This window comes from Arthrobacter tecti (assembly GCF_054511355.1).
Genome location: NZ_JBTNCT010000005.1, coordinates 144,875 through 167,948 on the forward strand (window position 1 = coordinate 144,875; position 23,074 = coordinate 167,948).

Annotated in this window: 24 protein-coding genes; 12 read left to right on the plus strand and 12 right to left on the minus strand. The window is 65.3% G+C overall.

The genetic code is table 11. The annotated features are described in order from the left end of the window. Positions 1-137: 137 nt before the first annotated feature. Positions 138-584 carry a hypothetical protein gene (locus tag ACX80C_RS08495; RefSeq protein WP_459326023.1) on the plus strand — a complete coding sequence of 149 codons (447 nt, stop codon included), beginning with the start codon at positions 138-140 and terminating at the stop codon, positions 582-584. 285 nt (positions 585-869) lie between these two features. After that, positions 870-2,429, plus strand: coding sequence for a multicopper oxidase family protein (locus tag ACX80C_RS08500; protein ID WP_459326024.1), 1,560 nt, complete (start codon positions 870-872; stop codon positions 2,427-2,429). A 487-nt stretch (positions 2,430-2,916) separates the two neighbouring features. Here the strand turns inward: ACX80C_RS08500 and ACX80C_RS08505 are convergent, their stop codons facing one another. Genes ACX80C_RS08505 through ACX80C_RS08520 form a run of 4 tightly spaced genes read right to left on the minus strand, consistent with a single transcriptional unit; the run spans position 2,917 to position 6,154 of the window. After that, complete coding sequence (locus ACX80C_RS08505) at positions 2,917-3,552, minus strand: pyridoxine/pyridoxamine 5'-phosphate oxidase (RefSeq protein ID WP_459326025.1); 636 nt, start codon at positions 3,550-3,552, stop codon at positions 2,917-2,919. A 23-nt stretch (positions 3,553-3,575) separates the two neighbouring features. Next, on the minus strand, positions 3,576-4,553 hold the full coding sequence (locus ACX80C_RS08510) for an ABC transporter ATP-binding protein (RefSeq protein WP_459326026.1): 978 nt from the start codon (positions 4,551-4,553) through the stop codon (positions 3,576-3,578). A 1-nt stretch (position 4,554) separates the two neighbouring features. Then, positions 4,555-5,367: an ABC transporter permease gene (locus ACX80C_RS08515; RefSeq protein ID WP_459326027.1), complete on the minus strand. Its 813-nt coding sequence runs from the start codon at positions 5,365-5,367 to the stop codon at positions 4,555-4,557. After that, positions 5,360-6,154, minus strand: a complete 795-nt coding sequence (locus ACX80C_RS08520; RefSeq protein WP_459326028.1) for an ABC transporter permease — start codon at positions 6,152-6,154, stop codon at positions 5,360-5,362. Before ACX80C_RS08520 ends, ACX80C_RS08515 begins: the two co-directional genes overlap by 8 nt. A gap of 68 nt (positions 6,155-6,222) precedes the next feature. On the opposite strand from ACX80C_RS08520, the gene ACX80C_RS08525 reads away from it, so the two are divergent. Beyond that, positions 6,223-7,029, plus strand: coding sequence for a phosphatase PAP2 family protein (locus ACX80C_RS08525; protein ID WP_459326029.1), 807 nt, complete (start codon positions 6,223-6,225; stop codon positions 7,027-7,029). 109 nt (positions 7,030-7,138) lie between these two features. Here ACX80C_RS08525 and ACX80C_RS08530 read toward each other — a convergent pair whose 3' ends face one another. From ACX80C_RS08530 to ACX80C_RS08540, 3 genes are read right to left on the minus strand one after another with little or no spacing between them, the layout of a single operon-like run. Next, positions 7,139-8,914 (minus strand): thiamine pyrophosphate-requiring protein, encoded by a 1,776-nt coding sequence (locus ACX80C_RS08530; protein WP_459326030.1) that lies wholly within the window; start codon positions 8,912-8,914, stop codon positions 7,139-7,141. Continuing rightward, positions 8,914-10,053 (minus strand): baeRF2 domain-containing protein, encoded by a 1,140-nt coding sequence (locus ACX80C_RS08535; protein ID WP_459326031.1) that lies wholly within the window; start codon positions 10,051-10,053, stop codon positions 8,914-8,916. Before ACX80C_RS08535 ends, ACX80C_RS08530 begins: the two co-directional genes overlap by 1 nt. Next, on the minus strand, positions 10,054-10,257 hold the full coding sequence (locus ACX80C_RS08540; RefSeq protein ID WP_459326032.1) for a hypothetical protein: 204 nt from the start codon (positions 10,255-10,257) through the stop codon (positions 10,054-10,056). A 115-nt stretch (positions 10,258-10,372) separates the two neighbouring features. Between ACX80C_RS08540 and ACX80C_RS08545 the strand changes: the two genes are divergently transcribed. From ACX80C_RS08545 to ACX80C_RS08560, 4 genes are all read left to right on the plus strand, one after another. Beyond that, complete coding sequence (locus tag ACX80C_RS08545; RefSeq protein WP_459326033.1) at positions 10,373-11,266, plus strand: phosphoribosyltransferase; 894 nt, start codon at positions 10,373-10,375, stop codon at positions 11,264-11,266. Positions 11,267-11,271: 5 nt separating this feature from the next. Continuing rightward, positions 11,272-12,036: an MBL fold metallo-hydrolase gene (locus ACX80C_RS08550; RefSeq protein ID WP_459326034.1), complete on the plus strand. Its 765-nt coding sequence runs from the start codon at positions 11,272-11,274 to the stop codon at positions 12,034-12,036. Positions 12,037-12,174: 138 nt separating this feature from the next. Next, on the plus strand, positions 12,175-12,936 hold the full coding sequence (locus ACX80C_RS08555; protein ID WP_459326035.1) for a metallophosphoesterase family protein: 762 nt from the start codon (positions 12,175-12,177) through the stop codon (positions 12,934-12,936). Between the two features lie 175 nt (positions 12,937-13,111). Further along, positions 13,112-13,756 carry an alpha-ketoglutarate-dependent dioxygenase AlkB family protein gene (locus ACX80C_RS08560; protein WP_459326036.1) on the plus strand — a complete coding sequence of 215 codons (645 nt, stop codon included), beginning with the start codon at positions 13,112-13,114 and terminating at the stop codon, positions 13,754-13,756. 119 nt (positions 13,757-13,875) lie between these two features. Here the strand turns inward: ACX80C_RS08560 and ACX80C_RS08565 are convergent, their stop codons facing one another. The 4 genes from ACX80C_RS08565 to ACX80C_RS08580 form a co-directional block, all read right to left on the minus strand. Further along, positions 13,876-14,397, minus strand: coding sequence for a mycothiol transferase (locus ACX80C_RS08565; protein WP_459326037.1), 522 nt, complete (start codon positions 14,395-14,397; stop codon positions 13,876-13,878). A gap of 107 nt (positions 14,398-14,504) precedes the next feature. Next, positions 14,505-15,380, minus strand: a complete 876-nt coding sequence (locus ACX80C_RS08570; RefSeq protein WP_459326038.1) for a sugar phosphate isomerase/epimerase family protein — start codon at positions 15,378-15,380, stop codon at positions 14,505-14,507. Then, on the minus strand, positions 15,377-16,591 hold the full coding sequence (locus tag ACX80C_RS08575) for a dihydrodipicolinate synthase family protein (protein WP_459326039.1): 1,215 nt from the start codon (positions 16,589-16,591) through the stop codon (positions 15,377-15,379). The genes ACX80C_RS08570 and ACX80C_RS08575 overlap by 4 nt, the downstream gene beginning before the upstream one ends. After that, positions 16,588-17,724, minus strand: a complete 1,137-nt coding sequence (locus tag ACX80C_RS08580) for a Gfo/Idh/MocA family protein (RefSeq protein WP_459326108.1) — start codon at positions 17,722-17,724, stop codon at positions 16,588-16,590. The genes ACX80C_RS08575 and ACX80C_RS08580 overlap by 4 nt, the downstream gene beginning before the upstream one ends. Before the next feature lie 196 nt (positions 17,725-17,920). On the opposite strand from ACX80C_RS08580, the gene ACX80C_RS08585 reads away from it, so the two are divergent. The 3 genes from ACX80C_RS08585 to ACX80C_RS08595 all read left to right on the plus strand — a co-directional run bounded on the left by ACX80C_RS08585 (position 17,921) and on the right by ACX80C_RS08595 (position 20,639). Continuing rightward, positions 17,921-18,928, plus strand: coding sequence for a LacI family DNA-binding transcriptional regulator (locus ACX80C_RS08585; RefSeq protein ID WP_459326040.1), 1,008 nt, complete (start codon positions 17,921-17,923; stop codon positions 18,926-18,928). Further along, positions 18,925-20,046, plus strand: coding sequence for a glycerate kinase (locus ACX80C_RS08590; protein WP_459326041.1), 1,122 nt, complete (start codon positions 18,925-18,927; stop codon positions 20,044-20,046). The genes ACX80C_RS08585 and ACX80C_RS08590 overlap by 4 nt, the downstream gene beginning before the upstream one ends. Before the next feature lie 104 nt (positions 20,047-20,150). After that, complete coding sequence (locus tag ACX80C_RS08595) at positions 20,151-20,639, plus strand: MarR family winged helix-turn-helix transcriptional regulator (protein WP_459326042.1); 489 nt, start codon at positions 20,151-20,153, stop codon at positions 20,637-20,639. On the opposite strand, the gene ACX80C_RS08600 is transcribed toward ACX80C_RS08595, so the two are convergent. After that, positions 20,618-21,298, minus strand: a complete 681-nt coding sequence (locus ACX80C_RS08600) for a FadR/GntR family transcriptional regulator (RefSeq protein WP_459326043.1) — start codon at positions 21,296-21,298, stop codon at positions 20,618-20,620. The two genes, ACX80C_RS08595 and ACX80C_RS08600, sit on opposite strands and share 22 nt — an antisense overlap. Positions 21,299-21,375: 77 nt before the next feature. Between ACX80C_RS08600 and ACX80C_RS08605 the strand changes: the two genes are divergently transcribed. Next, positions 21,376-22,602: an alpha-hydroxy acid oxidase gene (locus ACX80C_RS08605; RefSeq protein WP_459326044.1), complete on the plus strand. Its 1,227-nt coding sequence runs from the start codon at positions 21,376-21,378 to the stop codon at positions 22,600-22,602. 143 nt (positions 22,603-22,745) lie between these two features. Further along, positions 22,746-23,051, plus strand: a complete 306-nt coding sequence (locus ACX80C_RS08610; protein WP_459326045.1) for a hypothetical protein — start codon at positions 22,746-22,748, stop codon at positions 23,049-23,051. The last annotated feature ends 23 nt before the right edge of the window (positions 23,052-23,074 follow it).

Consider the following 23,074-nt stretch of genomic DNA (forward strand, 5'->3'; position numbering starts at 1 on the left):
GTCGGCCGGTAGAATCATCGGCTCTCCAGCGTCAGTGTTTGTCGCTTCGCAACGACAAGCGCCGTCAACAAATGAGGACTACAGGGGAAGGCAGCGGGCTGATGCCGCGACCGTTGGATCTTCGTAGCGTGGAGGGCATGGAACAAACCACCAAACAGACACTACGGACCACTTTGACGTCGTTGCAATGGCCGCTGATCCTGGGACTTGGAGCGCTGGCGCTGATACGGCCGCTTGCATCCATCACCGGGGTATCGGACGCACTGGGAAAACCGGCTACGCCGCTGCTGCTCACGCTAGCCGTGTCCATCGCCTGGATCCTGATCGTCGGCTTGAGCAAAGCGAGAAACCCTGTCCTGACCCTGGTCTTTGCCGGGGTCGCGTACGCGCTCTACTCCGTCGTTATCAGCGGCATTCTCTCCCCGATACTCACCGGAGAACTGCAGGGGCCTCTGGCGATGCCCCTTGCCATCCTCCCGCTGCTGATTACCAATGCGCTGTGGGGCCTGATCGCCGGTCTTCTCGCACTGTTCCTTCAACGGCTACGCGGGATCCGCCGCACACCCGCTCAGACCTCCTGGTGAACAACCAGCCGGACGGAGAAAGGACATTTCAATGCGAAAAGTCGGATTCGGTGTGATCGGTTTGATTTGTGGTCTCCTGGCAGGTTTCATCGCCCACGACCTGCTCGCCCCTCTTCTACTGGCAAATGGAGGATCCTTGCGGGCGCCCCTGCCGTTGGCGATTCTGATGGGCTTGCTGACACCAGTCCTTGCAGCAGTCGGAATCGTTGTTGGAGTGCTCATTGATAGCCGCACTGCAAAGCACCCATCACGGGGAGCCTGCTGATGTCGGATCAGCCTCTTAGTTTGACGAGGCGGACCCTGTTCAAAGCCGGCGGTGTCACCGCCGGCGCCATCGCCCTGCCGAACTTTCTGGCGGCTTGCAGTATTGGCAGCGGCGGGTCGAACAACAGTGTCGAGGGCAGTGCCGGACGGCTATTGCGCAGCCAGGCGCAGCTGCCGGGACCCTTCCGCGCAGTGCTGCCCATCCCGCCGACGCTGAGACCGGTGCGCACGGATGATTCCACGGATTACTACGAGATCACGCAAAGGGTTGGTCAAGCCTCGATCCTGCCGGGTCTTACGACTGAAATCTGGGGCTACGACGGTATGTTTCCCGGACCGACCATCGCTTCCACCAAGGGCCGGCGCACCGTGGTCACCCACCATAACGAACTGCCGGTTCCGGTGGTTGTGCACCTGCACGGCGGCAAGAACGCCCCGGAACACGACGGGTATCCCACCGACCTGATCCTCCCGGCAGGAGGTTCCGGAGACCACACTGGCCACACTGGAAACACGACAACCGGGTCCAGGGACTATATCTATGACATTGACCAGCCGGCGGCGACCCTGTGGTACCACGACCACCGGATGGACTTCACCGGGCCGCAGGTCTACCGGGGCCTGGCAGGTTTTCACCTCATTCATGACGAGGAAGAACAAGCACTCGGGCTTCCCAGCGGGGACCGCGACATTCCGCTCATGATCATGGACCGGTCCTTCGCCCAAGACGGTTCCTTCCTATACCCGTCCGTGGATCCCAGTCTTACCGGAACCCCCGGGGTCACCGCCGATTACATGAGCGGGGTGCTCGGCGACTGCGTCCTCGTCAACGGCGCCCCCTGGCCTGTGTTGGAAGTCTCCAACACGAAATACCGGTTCCGCATCCTCAACGCCTCCAACGCCCGCCGATACCGGCTGAGGCTCGACGGCGGACCCAAGTTCATTCAGATCGGCAGCGACCAAGGATTACTCGCGGCACCGGTAGAGCACGAGGAGATCGACATCGCTCAAGCCGAACGGTTCGACGTCGTCGTGGACTTCTCCGGGCACACCATCGGCGACGAAATCACCATGGTCAACCAACACGGCAGCGACAGTAGACGATCAGTGATGCGATTCGTCGTCACCCGCGATGAACCGGACCACAGCCGCGTACCGGATCGTCTCACCGAACTTGAAACCCTGTCCGAGGATGACGTCAGCGTCGAACGGCAGTTCGTTTTTGCCCGTGGCGGGGCACAAGCCCACGGGATGACTCTCTGGACCATCAACGGTGAACCATTCACCACCGACACGATCTCCGCGCGTCCGAAACTCGGAGCCACCGAGAAATGGACCATCCGCGCCCAAAACGTCGAGCACCCCATCCACATCCACCTCGCACCATTCCAAGTCATCGGCAGGGACGGCAATGACCCCGGAGCCTTCAACCACGGATGGAAAGACACCGTCAACCTCGACAACGGCGGCAGAGCCGACCTGCTGATCCGCTTCGACGGCTACCGCGGCAAATACGTCCTCCACTGCCACAACCTCGAACACGAAGACATGATGATGATGGCCAACTTCGAAGTCACCTAATAATCCATGCATTGGTTATGAGAGTCTGAGTGGAGACCACTTTCGCAGCCTGAAGTTCCCTTCTAAGCTGGTGCATGACCTCGGTTCAAGGGACCAGCGACACCTCGACAGCGTGTTCTTGCTGCGGCCGAGATCTGCCGCTGCAGAAGCTGCACGCGCTAGCTGACGGTGCAGCGCACATTTGCCGACGATGTGGATTGTGGGTGGCAATCCGTCGAAGCTAAAACTGCTCTTCACAGTTGAGGGTGAAGCCGGGGTGCGTAACGGGCCGGCACGTCGCTGCCGGATTGAAACATGCGAAGCACAATTAGGGCGGCGCCCGTCAATTGTTGACCTCAATTAACTGGTGCCGGACAGAGCCTGTAGCCACAAGCCAGGAGTCTGTGCAGACGGGTTCTGACGTTCGCGCAGACCGCTTTTGAGAATGACAGTGCACCTCTGGTGGCTTCCGCGGCGGTGAAGTCACCATTCGGGCACTGAGCCGGACCTAAGGCCATAGGATCTCCCGCCGCCACCCCTCCCCGCTGCGGATGTAGCGCAGGCGGGTGTGGCGGCGCTCGTGATCGGCCTGCCAGAACTCGACGCTGTCCGGCGCCACTGTGTAAACCGTCCACGTCGCGGAACCCTTGTCCTCGATCCCGTCCAGTTCCCGCGCGACGACGTCATCCACAGATCCGCTGATCACGTCGCTTTGCCGCCCGGCGAGCACAAGCGCACGTGCGGTGGGATGACGACGGCGGAAGTCGGCGTCGTTCTCTTCAGAACTTCCGGGAGTCACAGCACCGCGGACGCGAACCTGCCTGCCGGCCGGTTGCCAGAAGAAACTCAGCGCGGCAAACGGCGTACCCTGCAGGTGGCGGCCCTTCGGGCTTTCGCTGCTGGTGGCGAAGGAGAAGCCGCGCTCATCACAGTCCTTCAGGATGACCACGCGTGCGTCAGGGTGTCCGTCCTCGTCGACAGTGGAAACGGTGACCGCGTGAGGTGCCGGGACGCCGTCGTCGACCGCTGAGGAAAGCCACTGCGTGAACAGGTCCAACGGGGAATCAGGTGCGTGAGAAGGATCGAACAGGTTCAGCTCGTCCGGGAAAACGGGCAGTCCGCGCAGCAGGTTCCGGGCATTCATGATCTCACCCTACGTTGAGCGAGTCAGCGCTTCGAGCTTCCGTACAGCTGCCGGACGAGGTACTCAATATCGGGCTCGTGGAGCGAAAGGTCCGCAACCTCGGCAGAGCTGGAAATGGCGGCGAGGAGCGCTGCAGCGGAGACTTCCCGCGAGTTGAACGTGATGTTGTGCCGGATCCCCTGGGCCTCGACGCCGCTGTGGGTTGCACCGACCGGGAGCGCCAGCACGGCCGGATCGAGTACCGGTTCAACGAGGTCCACCACCATGGTCCGGGTGGCGCCCTCCATCTCCGCGAGCGCGGTGAGCGCACCATCAAAGGCGATAGCGCCGTCGTCGACCACCAGGACCCGCCGGCAGAGCCGCTGGATATCGCTCATGTCGTGGGTGGTGAGCAGGAGCGTGGTCCCGTGCTCGCGGCGTTCGAAGTCGAGGAACTGGCGGAGGCTTTCCTTGCTGATCATGTCCAGTCCGATGGTCGGCTCGTCCAGGATCACCAGTTCCGGGCGATGCAGCAACGCTGCTGCCACCTCCCCGCGCATGCGCTGTCCCAGCGAAAGCTGGCGCACCGGCGTGGTCAGGAACGAGCCGAGATCCATCCGGGCCGTAAGGTCATCGAACCGGGGCTTCCATTCGGAGGCGGGGACCCTGTGCATCGCGGCGAGGATAGGGAAGGAATCCTGCAGCGGGAGATCCCACCACAGCTGGGAACGTTGACCGAAAACGACGCCGATCCGCCGCGCGAGCTCGCGCCGCTGAGGAACCGGGTTCAACCCGCACACCGAGACCCTGCCCGAGCTCGGAACCAGGATGCCCGTGAGCATCTTGATGGTTGTGGACTTGCCGGCACCATTTGCGCCGATGTACCCAACGGCCTCCCCCGGCTCGACCGTGAGGTTCACTTCCCGGACGGCGTGCACGGTGCGCTTACGGCGCCGGAACCGCCCTGCCGGTTCGAACACCTGGAAGTCGCGGCTCAGGTTCTCCGCCTCGATAATTGCCATGTCAGCCCCCGGCTCCGGTGTACTTTTTGATCGCGGACCGCCAGAACAACAGCATCGCTGCAGAAAGTACGACGGCGGCAGGCAGTCCCAGCCAGCCTGTCCATTGCGGGATCCCGGCTGGACCCTCGAGGTCAAGCAGTATCAGGCTTGGTGCGTAAGCCACCAGGGTTGCCGGGATCACGAACGTGAAGAATACCTGCATCGGGAGGAACAGCGCCGCCCCCGGCATCGTGGACACGTACCGTCCACCATAGGTGAAGGCGTTGGCGAACTGGCGTCCGTCCAGCAGCCAGAACTGCATGGCTCCGGCGCCAAGATACAGGGCACAAAAGATAACGATGCCGGCAATGGGTGTGACGATAATCAGAAGCACCTTCGCCGGCTCCCAATCAATGTCCGTGAGCAGAAGCGCCGCTGCGAGCGCCACCACGGAGAACGCCGCACGGCCCACGCGGCGAAGCTGGAAGTCCGAGGTGACCAGTTGCAGCAGGATCGGTACAGGCCGCACGAGCATCACTTCCAGCCGGCCGGTCCTGATGGTTTCGGCCATGGAATCAGTCTCGCCCATCAGCAGGTCCGCTAGAGCGAAGGACAGCGAGGCGAGCCCGAACACCAGCAGCGTCTGCGCGAACGTCATTCCACCGAACGTGGGAATGTTATTGACGATCGCGTACAGCTCGATGAACTCGGTGAGGTTCAGGACCACCTGCCCGACGACGTCGGTCGCGAAGCTGCCACGGAACGCCAGTTGGGAGCGGAGCCGCGCTCCGACCAGGAGCTTCACCAGCATCCGGTTGCTCACTGCTTCAGCCACCCTGAACCACCAGCTTCCGCGAACCGTAGCGCACCATCACCTGGGCGAGAACCAGCAGCGCAGCAAGCCACAGCAACTGGATTGCAACGAGGAGAACGCTGTCTGAGCCGTCGACCCTTCCCGCCAGAATGTCCACCGGAGTCTGGAGCATCGATGGGAACGGCGTTGCCCGCGCGAAGTCTTCCAACCAGCCAGGAAACCAGCTCACCGGGACCAGGAACCCCGAAAGCAGGTTCATCACAACCATGTACAGCATCCAGAAGCCACGGATTTCGACCAGCCAGAACGCCAGCAGGTTCATGATGAAGAAGCCCATGAAGGTCAATGAGAACGCGGCAAGGATGGAAATGAACCCCAGAACGTAGGGCCCCGCGGTGGTCGGCAGGGACAAGCCGGTGACGACGGCGCCCACCAGCAGTGGCGGCACGGCGCGCGGGAAGATGTCGAACGCTGCACGTCCGAGGTCCTGTGCCCAGTAGGACCCGAGCAGGCTCACCGACCGCGTCAGGTCAGTGGTGATATCGCCGGACTTCACCCGGCGGGACAATTCAGCGTTGCCGAAGAGCCCGATGGGACCGAGCAGCGCCTGCCCCAACCAGACGTAGGTTGCAGCTTCCACTGGCGAGTAACCGCCGATGCTGCCACCCGCCGTCGCTATCGCGCTCAGCAACAGCGACGCGCGGATCAGACCGAAAACCGAATTGGTGAAGGCCCCCGCGAACGCGGCGAGCCGGTAGGTGGAATGGCGGCGGAAGGATGATTTGGTCAACTCCCAGTACGCGCGCACCCGCCCAAGTCTAGCCCCGCCGGTGTTCACGGACACATCGGGGACGGAAACTTCAGTAAGGTCAAAGGATGGCCTTTCAGGATCCGGAGAACGAGGACCACCACGTCGGTACACGCGACCTGACCCGGTGGAGGTCGCCGATAGGCAGGTTCCTGGTCAGCTGCGTCCGGACCGTGGCCGGGTGGGTTGGCCCGCGCTGGGCACTCATCCTCCTCCTCGTGCTGGGTATAGGTGCGGCGGTGGGTCTGACCTTCGCATCCGCGGAAGTCTACGAGGCGGTCAAAGAGCAGGAGGATATCGCCTCCCTCGACCAGCCGGCACTCGACGCCGCCCTGGCCATCCGGTCCCCCTGGCTCAACGCCGCCGCCATCGCGTTCACCTCGCTGGGTGGAACGGTAGGCATGCCTATCCTCGCCACGGCAGCGACTGTCATCCTGACGTCCATCCGGCGTTCCTTCACGCCCCTTATCCTCATGCTTGTCTCGGCAGGCGGCTCCCTCCTGATGACGGTCCTCGGCAAAGACGCCATCGGCCGGCTGCGGCCGGATACGGAGTTCGCTGTGCCGCCGTTCGAGGTATCGCCGTCGTTTCCCAGCGGACACACGCTGAACGCCGTCGTCATCGCGGGCATCACCGCCTATCTGCTGGTATTGAGGCAGCAGCGCAAGCGGACCAGGGCGCTCACCATCACGGCTGCGGTCGCATTCGCGTTCATCATGGGGCTCACCCGGGTGTACCTGGGGCATCACTGGGTGACCGACGTCGCTGTCGCCTGGACCCTCGGGCTTGCCTGGCTGGCCGTGGTCATCACGGCACACCGCCTGCTCCTGACGTTCCGGAACTACCGTCGGGAACGCAGGGCGGCGCACACCTGAGTCCGGCGGACCTGTCCCGAGCGAAGCGCCCCACTGAATCGGCCCGTTCGCTGGGTATGTCTAGATAAGCCCAGTGAACCCCCGAATTCGGTGGGCAGCTTTGGACAAGTTACAGCTGCACCTCCTCCTCCAGCCGCACGTACTCCCGCAGCAGCGAGAGCCCGTGCGTGTTGCCCTCCGCCGTGAGCGCCTCCTCCATGGACTCCGCGAGTGCCTTGCCGCCGGGAAACGGTGGCAGCAACGGCACGTCCGGGTCAGTGACGAAATCCAGGACAAACGGACGGTCGGCGGCGAGCGCACGCTCCCAGGCGGCACCGACGTCGTCGGGCGAGGAAACCCGCATCCCATCCAGGCCGAGCACCTTTGCGTAACCGGCGTAATCGACGTCGGGCAGCGCCTGGCTGTCCTCGAAACGCGGTTCGGATTCGGTTTCGCGCTGCTCCCAACTGACCTCGGCAAGGTCGCGGTTGTTCAGGATGCAGATCGCGAACACGGGGTTCACCCACTGCCGCCACAACCGCGAAACGGTGATCAGCTCCGCCACACCCGTCATCTGGAACCCGCCGTCGCCGGACAGCACCACCACCGGCCGCTTGGGCGCGGAGAGCTTCGCGGCCAAACCGTACGGCACCCCGCAGCCCATGCTCGCGAGCGTGCTGGAGAGGTGCGCCGGCACGCCCCGCGGCAGGTGCAGCTGGCGTGCGTACCAGTACACGCAACTCCCGACGTCGACCGAAACCAGTGCATCCGTTGGCAGGCGCCCGTCTAGCTCGCGGACCACCCGCTCCGGGTTCACCGGGTCCGCCGCCGTGAACGCCCGCGCCTCGGAAAGCGACCGCCACGCGGAAACATGGCGTTCGACGTCGGCAAGCCATCCGGTGCGCTGCGACACCAGGGGCAACAGCTGACGCAGAGACACAGCGGCGTCACCCGTCACCGCGACCTCCACGGGGTACCGGTTCCCGATCGCCTTGGCGTCACTGTCGATCTGCACCGCACGCGCAGCGCCCGGGGGCGGGTAGAACTCGGTCCACGGATCATTCGAGCCCACGATCAGCAGCGTGTCGCAATTCGCCATCACCCAGCCGGAAGCACTCGTACCCAGATGCCCCATGGTCCCCGCCGCATAGGGCAGCGCCTCATCGACATATGGTTTCCCGAGCAGGCTCGTGACGACGCCGGCACCCAGCTTCTCCGCGAGCGCCACCACCTCCTCCTGTGCGTCCCGCGCGCCCTGCCCAACCAGCAACGCAAGCCTGGATCCGGCGTTCAGGAGGGCGGCGGCGTCGTGCACATCCTGCTCCTGCGGCACCACGACGCCCGGCCGCCAGAGCGGGGCGGACGGAATCACACCGTGCTCGTGCTCCAGTTCCGGGGCAGGCTCCTGCTGGATGTCATGCGGCAGGATGACGACGGCGGGTGACCGGGTGGCCAGCGCGGCCTTGAATGCGCGGTCAATCACCATCGGCGCCTGCTCGGCGCTGTCCACCTGCTGCCGGAAGCCGGAAGCGACGTCCTTGAACAGGCTCTGCAGGTCGATCTCCTGCTGGTACGCCGAACCGAGCACGGTCTGGCTCTGCTGCCCAACGATCGCGACCACGGGCACACTGTCCATCCGCGCGTCATACAGACCGTTGAGCAGATGAACGGCGCCGGGCCCCTGCGTGGACAGGACAACACCCACACCGCCGGTGTACTTCGCGTGGCCCACTGCCATGAACGCTGCGTTCTCCTCGTGACGGGTCTGCACGAACGCCGGTTTTTCCGCACGCCGAATGGCGCCGAGCACGGGGTTGATCCCGTCGCCGCTATAGCCGAACACCCGGTCGACGCCCCACGCCGTCAACCGTTCAACAATTCCGTCAGCGACCAGCCGGTCCCCCATCAGCCGGCAGCCGGCACGGGGGGTCCAACGGGCCAGCGCAGCAGCGCGGCCACCGGTCCGGCGTCGAGCGCGCCGGAGGGAAACAGCGCCACCTCGGCGTCGGTCAGGACGGCGGCACGCAATAACGACGACGGCGCCGGCACCTCCCCGAGCACCGGTGCGCCCGCGGTTTCCCCGTCCAGGAACGCGGTCCACGGTTCAGCGCCCAGTGCGAGCAGCTTCTGTCCGTTCAACCCCACGCTCTCAAGGAGCAGGGTGTCCACCTGCGCCTGCTGGAGCGCGTTCACGACGGCACCAATGCCCTCGGCCGACTCCGGGTTGGGGCGGCCCTTCTGGTTGTTCAGCCGCTCGATCAGCTGGCCCTGCCGGTGCGCGATGCACTCCGCCACGCGCTTCTCGATCTCCAGCGCATAGGCTCCCTTGTCAGCGCCCTCCGTGCGGCTGTGGCTCTCGACAACGGTCAGGACCTCCTTGCACTGTTCACTGACCTGTTCGGCCACGAGGTTCCGGGCCCGGATATCCCCGGCGACAATGAGCAGGCGGGCACGTGAACTGCGCACCACCCGGTCAATCTCATCAGCGATCTCCGCCGCGTTGGCTTTCCAGATGTTTTCCGTCCGGTGCTGGTATTTGCCCTGCGACCAGCCGCCCGTGGGTACCTTCTTCAGGTTCTCGGTGTCGCCTTCGACGTGCATGGTGTTCTCGTCGACCTGGCCGTTCGCCCGGCGCAGGTGGATCTCGCCGCCGTCGCGCCCTACTTCGGCGACCACGTAAGCGAAGTCGTCCGGCCGGTGCCAGATCAGCGGACACAGGTCAGGTACCTCACCCACGCTGATGATCTCCGGCATCACGGTCGGCCCGGGCAGGAACTCGTCCAACTCGACCGTTCCGTTGCACACCAGGATCAGCCGCGCCACCGGGTCCGGCATGCCTTTGGCCGAGCGCCGAAGGGCCTCCGCGGCCGCCTTGCGGTCCTCCTTCGCTGCGCCGGCTTGCTCCAGGGCCGTTGCGATGTTTTCTGGACGGACGTCACCGGCGTGGAGCGAATCCGCCGTTCCGGTGCTCGCGTCCGTGTAGATGGTGACCCAGGGGCCGGGCTTTCGGTAGAGGTCTGCGAAGGCGTGCAGGGTGCTTGTCACTCAACTCTCCTCATTCTCGTTCTGCTCGTTGTCGTTCCGTGCGTTTTGTTGGGCGGGTTCGGTGAGGGACCGTTGCGGGGCTGCGTCCAGGTCGGGATCGATTCCGCGTTCCGGGTCAATTCCCGGGTCATACTGCGGCTGCTGCCCTGGTTCCAGGTCCGCGCTCTCGTCCGCTTTGCCGCTGTTGTCGCCGCGCTCTGCCATGACGTACCTCTTCCTGGTGTTCGCATCCCCCGGGATGCGTAACTGGTAAGGTTACTGACGGTCTATCACTCTCAGAGCCCGATGAAAAGACCCCCTCGGCTGAGCAGGGCAAAAGATGCTGAACAGGCGAAAAGAACCCGCGCGCTACGCGGACCGCGAGGATGCCGGACACGCCCTCGCCGCTTCGCTGAAACCCGTTCTGGCAGGTCCCAGTCCGCTGATCCTTGCCCTTCCGCGCGGCGGAGTGCCGGTGGCTGCAGTGGTGGCAGAGGAATACCGGGCACCGCTCGACGTCGTCATGGTGCGGAAAGTGGGCGTCCCCGAATTTCCTGAGCTCGCGATGGGAGCGATCGCCTCGATCGGCGGGCACCTGGAAACCGTACGCAACGCCCACGTACTCCACGAGATGCGCGAGCCGGACGCTGCATTCGCCCGCGTGGCTGCCCGCGAGGAGCAAGAGCTCGCGCGGCGTGAGCGGCTGTACCGTGCGGGGATGGACCCACTGTCAGTCGCAGGCCGCACAGTGGTGATTGTCGACGACGGCGTTGCCACCGGAGCGACCATGCGCGCCGCCATCGCGGCTCTTCGCGCGCAGGAAGCCGGCGCCGTCGTCGCTGCTGCGCCCGTGTTCCTCGGGTCCGCTCTCGAGGCGATCAGCGAGCTGGCGGACGCGCTGGTAAGTCCGTGGTCCGCCCCGAACCTGCCCGCCGTCGGGAGCGCCTACCGGACATTCCCGCAGGTCACTGACAGCGAGGTGCGGCAGTTGTTGAGCGCCGCACGCGGGCGTAGGTTGGGAAACATGACCGATTATCTGGATCTTCCCGACGCGTACCAGACCTACCTCACCACGCTCGACGACGACGCCGCGGCCGCCGTGCTGCCCGTGCTCAAGCAGTCCGCTGCGGGCGGCGAGCATGGCGTGCTCGTCACCACCAACCTCGGTCCCGACACCCAGGCCGAGGTGTCCCCTGAGGTCCCGTTCGGCGAGGTACGTGAGACAGTCCGCTAGTCTCCATGTTCCCTGTCGGACCCCTCACACGGTACAGGCTGGCCCCGAATCCGGGGCCCATGAGCCTGGACGGGACCAACTCGTACCTGTTGACAGCGCCGTCATCCGGGACCGTGGTGGTGGTGGATCCGGGGCCGTTGGACGAGCCGCATCTGGCCGAGCTGCAGTCCGCCGGGCGCGTGGAACTGGTCCTGATCACCCATCATCACCGGGACCACACCGAGGCCAGCGCCCGTTTCCATGAGGTGACCGGTGCGCCGGTTCGCGCGTTCGATCCTGCGTATTGCCACGGCGGTGCTCCCCTGCTCGATGGAGAGAGTCTTGTTGCTGCCGGTGTCCGCATCGAGGTGTTGGCCACCCCCGGGCATACCGCCGATTCGGTGTGCTTCCACCTGCCCGACGACGGCCCCACCGGTTCCATCCTCACCGGCGACACCGTGCTCGGACGGGGCACCACTGTGCTCGGCTGCCCCGACGGGACGCTCGGCGATTATCTGCGTTCGCTGGACCTGCTGGAAGCCCTTGGCGACGCCGTCGTACTTCCCGCCCATGGGCCGGTGCTGCCGAGTATCGGCGAGGTCGCGCGCGCGTATCGCGCGCACCGGATGGAGCGGCTGGACCAGATACGTGCGGCTTTGTCGGCGCTCGGCCCGGATGCCGGCGTCGGTGCCGTGACCGATCGGGTGTACTCCGACGTCGATCCTTCCGTGCGCCGGGCCGCCGAACAGTCGGTTGCAGTGCAGGTGCAGTACCTCCGAGGGAAGCGCTAGCTGCACCTAACCCGCGGATCCGTTGCCTTCCCGCAAACGGGGTTCCATCGACACAGCGTCACCTGCGGCAAGGGAACGGATCCGTTGACTGAGCGCAGCCGCACTGCGGGCCCGAGCACGCTCAGCTAACCTGACATGGTGGAACGCATCGCGCTGATCTCTGACCTGCACGGAAACGTCACCGCGTTCGAGGCGGTGTTGAAGGACATCGAAGCGCGGGAAATCAGCACGATTCACAACCTCGGCGATGTCGCGGGTAAGGGTCCGCGTGGCTCGGAATGTATCCGCCTGACCCGCGAACGCTGCGCCGTGACTGTTCGCGGCAACTGGGACGACTTCCTTCCCAACGTAGAAAACACCCCGGGCGCGGAGTCGATGTGGTGGTGGCGCAGCGAACTGACGGCGTCTGACCGCCAATGGCTCGCGGACCTTCCTCTTGCACACGATTTCAACCTGAGCGGCCGATGGATCCGCTTATTCCACGCCTCTGCGCAGAGCGTATACACGCGGGTGCACTTTCACCACTCACAGGACGATTTCGACCGGATGTTCAGCAACACCGAGCTCACCGGTAACTCGCACGAGCCCACCGTGGTCTCCTATGGCGACATCCACGATTCCTACCTCGAGGTGAACAACGGCCGGACGCTGCTGAACGTCGGCAGTGTCGGCAACGCACTCGATGAGCCCACGGCGTCGTACGTCATTCTTGAGGGCACTCCGGATGGCGAGGCCTCCGACCCTTTCGGGATCCAGTTTGTCCGCGTTCCCTACAACATCGGTGCCGAGATAGCGGCCGCCGAGGAACTATGCATGCCCGAACTGGCGGCGTACGCCACCGAACTCCGCACCGGGATCTACCGCGGACGCCACGAGGAACTGGGACTCCTGCAGGTGTGACTGTGGCGCGCTGCCCCATCTCCAGCCACCAGCCACCTCCGCGCGGCACCTAACCCGCGGATCCGTTGCCTTCCCGCAAACGTCGCATCATCAACGCAACCCCGCCTGCACCGAGGGAACGGATCCGTTGGCTGAGCGCGCCGAACCTCAATACGCCGTGGGCGAGAATGGATAGATGGCCCAGCTTCTCCCCCGTGAACGCACCGAAATTGCACCCGGCGCGGTCCACGTCCCCGACTGGCTGAACATCGACCAACAGCGCGAACTCATCGCGGCCTGCCGGGACTGGGCTACGGGGCCGGTCCCAATGCGGAACACCCGCATGCCGAACGGCTCCCACATGTCAGTCCAGACAGTCTGCCTGGGCTGGCACTGGATGCCGTACCGGTACAGCAAGACAGCCGACGACGTCGGCGGCGGCCCGGTCGCCGCGTTTCCTTCGTGGCTGGCCGGGTTGGGGCGCGACGCCGGGACAGCCGCCTACGGCGAGCACGACGACGGCTACGAGCCAGACGCCGCACTCATCAACTTCTACGATTCGACAGCGAAGATGGGGATGCACCAGGACCGTGAGGAGAAATCGCTTGCGCCGGTTGTATCGCTGAGCATCGGCGACAGCTGCCTCTTCCGGTTCGGGAACACCGAGACCCGGACCAAGCCGTGGACGGACATTCGGCTTGAGTCCGGCGATCTGTTCGTATTCGGGGGTGCGTCGAGGCTCGCCTACCACGGGGTGATGAAGACCTACCCGGGGACGGCCGAGCCTGCGCTGGAACTGAACGGCCGGCTCAACATCACGCTGCGGGTAACGGGGCTCTGAACTGAAGGAGGGCTCACCTGATCTGCTCTCAAGCAACGGATCCGTTCCCTCTCCGCGGACACCGGCGCTTCGATGCCACGTCGGTTGCGGAAAGCCAACGGATTGCGGGATGGAGTCTGTCAGATCAGCAGCCCGCGCAGATACGCTGCCTGCCCGGCATGCTGCAGGCAGTCCTCCACCACGCTGACCAACCGGACCCGCATCGTGACAGGCGGATCCCAGGACGCATCGATAATCCGGTTAAGGTCCATCTCATTCAATGCGCGGATGAACTCCATGCTGCGGGCGTGCACGGCTGAGTGGTACTCCACCAACTGCTGGCCGGCTTCCACGCGGACCTTGTCGACGTCGTCGGAGGCGTGCCCGTAGCCCGTATCCTCCCGCGGAAGGGCGAGGTTGAACTTCTCGGCCCAGCCCTCGGAGAGCCAGAGCTCGTCGCGGTCCGCAGCGTCGGCCAGGTGGTTGTCCTGCACCCGGCTCAGGTGCCAGATGAGCCAGGCGACGCTATTGCCGGGAGCGCCCGAACCGTCAGCAAGCGTAGGCCGGTAGGCGAGCTGTCCGGCGTCGAGCCCGTCCACCGCCTGAGCCACCGCATCGGGGATCCGGCCGAATGCTTCCTCGAGTACTTCGCTTCCGCTCATAGGGGCAAGCCTAGTTGCCCCGCCCGCAGGAGCGCCGGAAATGCGCAGGATCGAGAGGGACGTCCCCACGATCCTGCGCAAACTCGGCACTTTTGCGAACCCAAGGCCTACAGGTACGGCTCCACCAACGCCTCATAACGGGACTTCACGGTGGCCAGCACGGAGGAAGCCGGCGAATCCCAGATCGACTGGTTGAAGATCTCCACCTCGACCGGCCCGGCGTAACCGGTAGCAGCGACCATGCGCGTCACAGCCTCGAAGTCGATATAACCATCACCCATATACCCGCGGGAGAGCAGCGCATCGGCGGCGATCGGCAGGTTCCAGTCGCACACCTGGTAGGACGCGATGCGCCCCTCGGCGCCGGCCCGCTGGATCGAGGCCTCGAGGGCCGGATCCCACCACACGTGGAAGGTGTCGACGACAACACCCACAGTAGAAGAAGGGAACGGCGCGGCCAGATCCAGCGCCTGGCTCAGGGTCGAAAGCACCGCGCGGTCCGCCGCGTACATCGGGTGCAGCGGCTCAAGTACCAACCGCACGTCGTGCTCCTGAGCAACAGGCACCAGTTCCGCGATGCGGTCCGCAACCCGTTGGCGGGCAGCGGCGACGTCCTTCGCTCCGGGAGCGGAAGGGTCGACGGCGGGGCCGCCGGTCAGCGACCCGGCTGCGGGCAGGCCGCCCACCACCATGATCAGTTCGCGGGTTCCGAGCGTTGCCGCTTCGACGATTGCCTGCGTGTTGTCGGCAAGCGCGGCCGCCTGGCCGGCGTCGTCGGCGGCGGTGAGGAACCCACCCCGGCAGAGGCTGGAAACGGACAACCCGGCATCGGAGACAAGCCGCGCCGCCTTGTCCAGGCCGGCCTCAGCGACCCGGTCACGCCAAACGCCGATATGCGAAAGTCCAGCATCCGCGGAAAGCGAAACCGCCTCGGCTAGCGTGATGTTCTTCGTGGTCGCCGTGTTCAGCGAGAGGCGGCTCATGCACCCACCCCGTAGCCGGCCAGCAGCCCCTCGAACCGGCGGGCCGCGAGCTCGGGATCAAGAAGGAGCCCTGCCTTGTCCGCAAGACGGAACGTCTCGGTCAGGTGCAGGACCGACCGGCCCGAGTGCAGACCGCCCACCATCTGGAAGCCGGGCTGATGCCCGTTGACCCAGGACAGGAACGCGACACCGGTCTTGTAGTAAAACGTCGGTGCGCTGAAGATATGCTTCCCGAGTTCCCTCGTCGGGTCAAGGATGGCGCGTCCGCGGGCGTTGTCGCCGTCGTCGTACGCCTGCAACGCAGCCGACGCGGAAGGGTAGATCGCCGCGAAGATGCCCAGCAGCGCATCCGAGTAGTGCGTCCCATCGCCGTGGATCAGTTCGGGGTAGTTGAAGTCGTCGCCGGTATAGAGCCGAACCCCCGAAGGAAGCGCGGCCCGCAACGCAGTTTCATGCGCTGCATCCAGCAGCGACACCTTGACGCCGTCAACCTTCTCCGGCTGGCTCTTGATGAGGTTCAGGAAAACGTCAGTCGCCTCGGAGACGTCACCGCTTCCCCAGTACCCCTCGAGCGCCGGGTCGAACATGGTCCCGAGCCAGTGCAGGATCACGGGCTCGTCGGCCTCGGCAAGGAGCAACCCGTACACGTACTGGTAATCCGCGGGACCCTGCGCCACCGCTGCGAGCGCCCGCGATGCCATGAGGATGACCTTCGCCCCGGCGTCGGAGACCACCTTGATCTGCTCGCGGTAGGCCTCGACGACGGCATTCAGTCCCGCCCGTCCGGACGGCAGGCTGGCGATATCGAGCTGGTCCGTACCCGCGCCGCAGGCGAGCAGGTCCCGCACGGACTTGCCGCGCGTCGCGTCAGCATTCGAGCCGACGACGGCGGCCGCCTCAGCCCCTGAACGACGGATCAGTTCCTGCGTGGCAGCCCAGTCCAGTCCCATGCCGCGCTGGGCGGTATCCATGGCGTCGGCGACGCCGAGCCCGTAGGACCAGAGCTCCCGACGGTAGTTGAGCGTGGTGTCCCAGTCGAGGACGGCGGGCGCACCCGGGGTGTTGTCTGCGGTCACTTGCGGGATCACGTGCGCCGCGGCGTAAGCATGACGGGCCGTGAGGGGCGCCGTCGGCTTCGCCCAATCAACCGCCGCGGCCAGCTCATACTGCTCGATCGAGCCGGCAGCGGTGGGAAGGTGGAGCGAGGTCATAGCGTGATCTCCGGGATGTCCAGGGTGCGGCGCTCCGCGGAGGACTGCAGGCCCAGCTCGGCCAGCTGCACGCCGCGGGCAGCCGAGAGCAGGCCGAAGCGGTGCTCGCGGCCGGCGGAGACGTCGCGGAGGAACTCTTCCCACTGCAGCTTGAAGCCGTTGTCCAGCTCGGCGTTCGCGGGGACTTCCTGCCACTGGTCGCGGAAGGACTCGGTGACGGGGAGGTCCGGGTTCCAGACCGGCTTCGGGGTGTGTGCCCGCTGCTGGGCCACACACTTGTTGAGGCCCGCGACGGCTGAGCCGTGTGTGCCGTCGATCTGGAACTCAACGAGTTCGTCCCGGTAGACGCGGACAGCCCACGAGGAGTTGATCTGCGCCAGGACCGCGTCGCCGGCGGGGGTCTCGAGCTCGAAGATGCCGTACGCGGCGTCGTCGGCCGTTGCCTTGTATTCCTTGCCCTGCTCGTCCCAGCGGGCGGGGATGTGGGTGACGGTGTTGGCGTTGACGGTCTTGACGGTGCCGATGATGCCTTCAAGCACGTAGTTCCAGTGGCAGAACATGTCGGTGGTCATGCCGCCGCCGTCTTCCTTGCGGTAGTTCCAGGACGGGCGCTGCGCCTCCTGGTGCTCGCCCTCGAAGACCCAGTAGCCGAATTCGCCGCGGAGCGAAAGGATGCGGCCGAAGAAGCCTTCGTCCACCAGGCGGCGCAGCTTCACGAGGCCGGGCAGGTACAGCTTGTCGTGCACAACGCCCGCGGTGACGCCGGCTTCCCGCGCGATGCGTGCCAGCTCAACGGCTTCCTCAAGCGTCTCGGCCGTGGGCTTCTCGGTGTAGACGTGCTTGCCGGCGGCCATTGCCTTCTTCAGGGTGGCAGCGCGGAGGGAGGTCATGGAGGCGTCGAAGACGACGTCGACGCTCGGGTCATTGATGATCCCGTCCAGGTCAGTGGTCCAGTGCTCCACCTTGTGCTGCTGGGCCAGGTCGCGGATCTTCGCTTCGTTGCGGCCTACGAGGATGGGCTCAACCTGCGCCTTGGTGCCGTCAGCGAGGGTGACTCCACCCTGTTCGCGGATGGGCAGGATGGAGCGCAGCAGGTGCTGGCGGTAGCCCATGCGGCCGGTGATGCCATTCATCGCGATGCGGATGGTCTTGGTCTCTGTCACGTTCACTCCCGGAAGGATCAGTAAAGTTGTTGGAAAGCGCTTTCCACTTTAGAGTGGGACGAGGAGTACGTCAAGACCCAACTTCCGTTGAGTGTCGGGATAATCACCCTCTGAGGACTTGGAAGAGCGATTATCTCCACACTCACGGGAGAAGCGAAGGAGCAACGTGGCCGCAGTAACCCTCTCGGGTGTCGCCCGGCATGCCGGGGTTTCCCTCGCCACGGCATCGCGCGTCCTCAACGGATCCTCGCGCCGTCCGGCCGAGGAGATCGCGGAACGCGTGCGCGCCGCGGCCCTCGAACTCGGCTACGTTCCGAACGCCCAGGCCCAGGCACTCGCGCGCTCATCAACCGGTCTCGTGGGCCTGGTGGTCCATGACATCTCGGACCCCTACTTCTCCTCCATCGCGCGCGGCGTCCAGCACGCGGCGCGCAACTACCGGCGCCAGGTGCTGCTCGCCAGCACCGACCCGTCCGAGGGCGCCGAGCGCGACGCCGTCAGCGCCTTCGCCTCCCACCGTACCGACGCGATCATCCTCGCCGGTTCAAGGCGCACGACGCCGGATCCCGAGCTTGAGCGCGAACTCGAGCGTTACGAAGCGAACGGCGGCCGCGTGGTCACCATCGGCGGCTCTCCCGGGGCCGGGCTGACGGTCCCGGTGGGAAATGCCGACGGCGCCGCTGCCCTGGTTGCCGAGCTGGTCTCCCGCGGGGTTCAGCGGTTCGCCGTCCTCGCTGGGCCCGGCGAACTGAATACCGCACGGGAGCGTGCCGAGGGCTTCACCGACGCACTTGCAGCGGCGGGGCTGGAGGCCGCCGCCGTCGTCGAATCTGCCTTCACGCGCGAGGGCGGCTTTGACGCCGCACAGCGCTGCTGGAAGGAGATCGGCGGCGAGCGCGGCGTCTGCATGCTGGCCGTCAATGACGTCATGGCGATCGGCGCGATCGCCGGGCTGCGCGCCGTCGGGGTATCTGTACCCGGGGACGCCCTGGTCACCGGCTTTGACGACATCCCGACCCTGCGCGACTACTTCCCCGCCCTCACCACGGTTCGCCTCCCGCTGGAAAAGCTGGGTGAGATTGCTGCGAACCTCGCCCTCAATCCCGATCATCCCGCCCCGGAATCCATCCGCGGTGCCGTCATTATTCGCCAATCCGCAGGAGCGCACGCATGAGGGTTCTGATCGCCCCCGACAAGTTCAAGGGCACCCTCACCGGCGCCGAAGCCGCCGAGGCGATGGCCGCCGGCATCCGCCGCGCGCTTCCAGACGCCGAAATCACCACACAACCCATCGCCGACGGCGGTGAAGGCACCTTTGAGGCAGTCCTTGCAGCAGGCGGCGAGCGCCGCGAGACGGTGGTCCGCGGACCGCTCTCGGACTCCCTTACCGCGCCGTGGGCCCTCACCGGGTCAACGGCCGTCATCGAAACCGCCCGTGCCAGCGGGCTCGAGTTCGTCTCGCCGACCGCTCAGACCGCAGGCGACGCACACTGCTATGGCAGCGGGGAACTGATCGCCGCCGCCCTGGATGCGGGAGCAACCGAGATTGTGCTGGGTGTAGGAGGCTCGGCTATGACCGACGGCGGGTCGGGAGCCCTCCGCGCCCTGGGCGCGCGCATTCTTGACGACGACGGCGCCGACCTCCCTTTGGGTGGCCTCGCGCTGGCCCGCGCGGCCCGGCTGGATCTTGGGGGGCTCGATTCGCGATTGAAAGACGTGCGCCTGCGCATCGCCGTCGACGTGCAGAACCCGCTGCACGGGCCGGACGGCGCCGCCTACGTTTTCGGCGCCCAGAAGGGCGCGGATGCGCGGATGCAGGAGGCGCTTGATGCAGCCCTTGTCCAGTGGGCTCGCGTATTGCGGGAAGCGACAGGGGTGGATGTTCAGCAGCCCGGAGCGGGAGCCGCGGGCGGATTCCCGTCCGCCTTCGTGGCCTGCACGGGTGCTTCCCTGGAGCCCGGATTCGATCTGGTGGCGGACCTTACGGGTCTCCAGGAGAAGCTCGAGGGGTGCGACCTCGTTGTCACGGGCGAAGGTTCACTGGATGCGCAATCGGTATTCGGCAAGGCTCCCCTGGGACTGGCCGACCGCGCCCGGCGCCGGAATCTTCCCGTCCTTGCGGTCGCCGGCCGCATCACGCTGGGCGAAGAAGCACTGGCGGGGCATGGGGTACTGCATTCCCGGAGCCTGGCTGCGACCGCACCCTCCGTGGATGCTGCCATGACGGAAGCCGCGCTGTACACGGGCGTTGCCGCCGAGGAAGTGATGAGGGCTTACCTCTCATGTTCCTGAGGTCAAAACATCACTCTTTTGTGCCTGCACGGTTGATTCCAGCTTATTCATAAGTAAGCTGATGATTAGACAGATAAACGGTTCGACAGGAGGGTGAAGAGCGCATGCCGGATCTTTCAGCCTGGTCGACGGGCAGGCTGCTCACCACAGCGGCGCGGCTGGTGGAGCAATCATGGAATCAGAGGCTCGCTGAGCTGGATGTCACGCACGCCGGCTTCACGGCACTCGCCGTGCTGGCCGGACACGGACCACTACGGCAGGCCCAGCTTGCCGAACTGGTGCACGTGCAGGCGCAAACCATCGGCAAAACCCTTAACCGGCTTGAGTCGAGGGGCCACATCGAACGCACGCGGGGAGACGACGACCGTCGCAGCCAGACGGTGCGGATCACTGACAAGGGCCGCGAAACCCTCGAAAAGGGGCGGGACATCGAGCGGACGCTGGTTTCCGATGAGGCGCTGCTCTCCCCGGAATTGCGGTCACACCTGCGTGCCGCAATTGAGGAACTGGCCCAACCGCAGCGCGCGGCGAATGCCCGAGGGAACCTGCGGGCGGTAGAACAGCCGGAGTCCTACAACCCCGCCTCCTCGTAGAAGCCCTCGATGTGGCGGCCTATGAGGCTCGCCGCGAGGGCGCCGTCGTCGTTCCTTATTGCCTCGTGAATACTGCGGTGCTCCGCGCGCAGCCGGGCGGACGTGGCTTCCCAGTCCGGGAGGTTTCGGGTGAGGCGTAGCGTGTAGCCCTCGATCGACCCGCGCAGCGAGGACATCATCGCGCCGATCAGCACGTTTCCGGCGGCTTCGGCCAGCGCAACATGAAACAGTGCGTCCAGCCGGAGGAACTCTTTCTGGTCCAGCGCGGCAGCATCCATGGCGTCCAGCAGGTTCACCGCCTCAGCCATTGCCGGAGAGGAACCCTCTGCGTGTGCGGCTGCCCAGGTTTCCAGCAGCAGCCGCGTCTGCACAATGTCCTCCACCGGCAGGTGCGAGGTTGCCATGTGCAACCGCAGCGCCGAACCGAGCGCGGCTCCGGGGTTCGCCGTAATGACGGTGCCTGCCCCAGGACCGGAGCCGACGCCGGCACGGACTATGCCCATGGCCTCCAGAACCCGGATTCCCTCGCGGGCGGAGGCCCTCGAGATGCCGAGCTGCTCTGCGACCGTCCGCTCGCCCGGAAGCCGGTCACCGACCGTCAACCGGCCGGCGCCCAACTCCTCCTCAAGCCACGACTGGACGAGCTGATGGGTACGCATCCCGCAAGTTTAGCTTGCGTGGTCAGGCCACAGGTCGATAGTGTGGTCGGACCACACTACCCGACAGAAGGTTTCCCATGTCGTACTCACCGGCGGCGCTCAAGCGCCGGATCCCCAAAGTTGCTGATCTGGCTCCGCTCATGCAGTTCAAGAAGCCGGACTTCACCCAGAACGCACGGTTGAACCGGGCAAACACCATCGGGGATCTGCGGGCCATCGCCAAGCGACGCACCCCTACAGCCCCCTTCGATTACACAGACGGTGCCGCAGAAGCTGAGATCACTCTCCGCCGCGCCCGGGAAGCATTCCTGGACATCGAGTTCCGCCCGGGCATCCTGCGCAACGTTGAGAAGGTTGACACCTCAGTCACGGTGCTCGGCAAGGAGTCCGCCCTACCGTTCGGCATCGCACCCACCGGATTCACCCGCATGATGCAGTCCGAGGGCGAGTATGCCGGGGCGCAGGCCGCGGAGGCCGCCGGGATTCCCTACACCCTTTCCACTATGGGGACCGCCTCGATCGAAGATGTGGCCGAGGCCGCCCCGAACGGACGCAACTGGTTCCAGCTGTATCTGTGGACAGACCGCGAACGCTCCATGGAGTTGATCAACCGGGCCGCGGCAGCCGGCAATGACACGCTGATGGTAACGGTGGACACCGCCGTCGCCGGCTCCCGTCTACGGGACGTGCGCAACGGAATGACCATCCCGCCGGCACTGAGCCTCAAAACAGTGATCGATGCCTCCTACCGGCCGGCCTGGTGGTTCAACTTCCTGACGCATGAGCCACTCGCATTCGCATCGCTCAACCGGTACTCGGGTACGGTTGCCGATCTGATCAACTCCATGTTCGATCCCACGCTCACCTTCGAGGACCTCGACTGGCTGCGGAAGGCCTGGAAGGGCAACCTTGTTGTCAAGGGCATCCAGACCCTCGAGGATGCCAAGAAGGTGGTGGACCACGGCGCTGACGGCATTGTGCTGTCCAACCACGGCGGGCGTCAGCTGGACCGCGCGCCGATCCCGCTGCGCCTGCTGCCCGAGGTTGCAGCTGAGCTCAAGGGCAAAACCTCGATCATGCTGGACACCGGCATCATGAGCGGCGGAGACATTGTCGCGGCGCTCGCACTTGGCGCCGACTTCACGCTGATCGGACGCGCGTACCTGTACGGGCTCATGGCCGGTGGACGCGCAGGCGTGGACCGCACCATCGCGATCCTGGGCAAGGAGATCGCGCGGACCATGCAGCTGCTCGGCGTCACCGAAGTTGAGGACCTCACGCCGGAGCACGTCCGGTTCCTCTGAGTTGGAACCTGGTTCCTGCCTGTCACGTGTCGAACGTGGCAGGCAGGATACAAAAATCCCCTTCAGGGATTAGTATCAGGAGGGTGGCTCGCGGGTGCGGGTTCCGTGAGACCTGGGGGTCAAATTAAATGAGGCGTCGGCGGGTGCATTATCCGTTGAAATACCGGCGTGCCCGGACGGTCCTGTATGCCGTTGCGCTCTTCTGGCTGTGGACCTGGCTCGGCAGTGCCGCGTTCATTGCAAGCCTGTTCCATTCTCCCGTCCACGCGATCATTGCCATGTATGCGCTCTTCGCCTTTGTACTTCTATCGATCCCGGTCTTCCTGCTCGCCCTGGCCCAGCTGATACTCAACCGCCCCGCAGGGATGCGCGACGCCGTCGTCGTCCCGTTGAATGGCCAGCACAAGACGGCCGGCCACTCGCCGCGTGTGCAGCGGCAAGCCTCCTGAATTCCAGAAAATTGCCTGGAGAA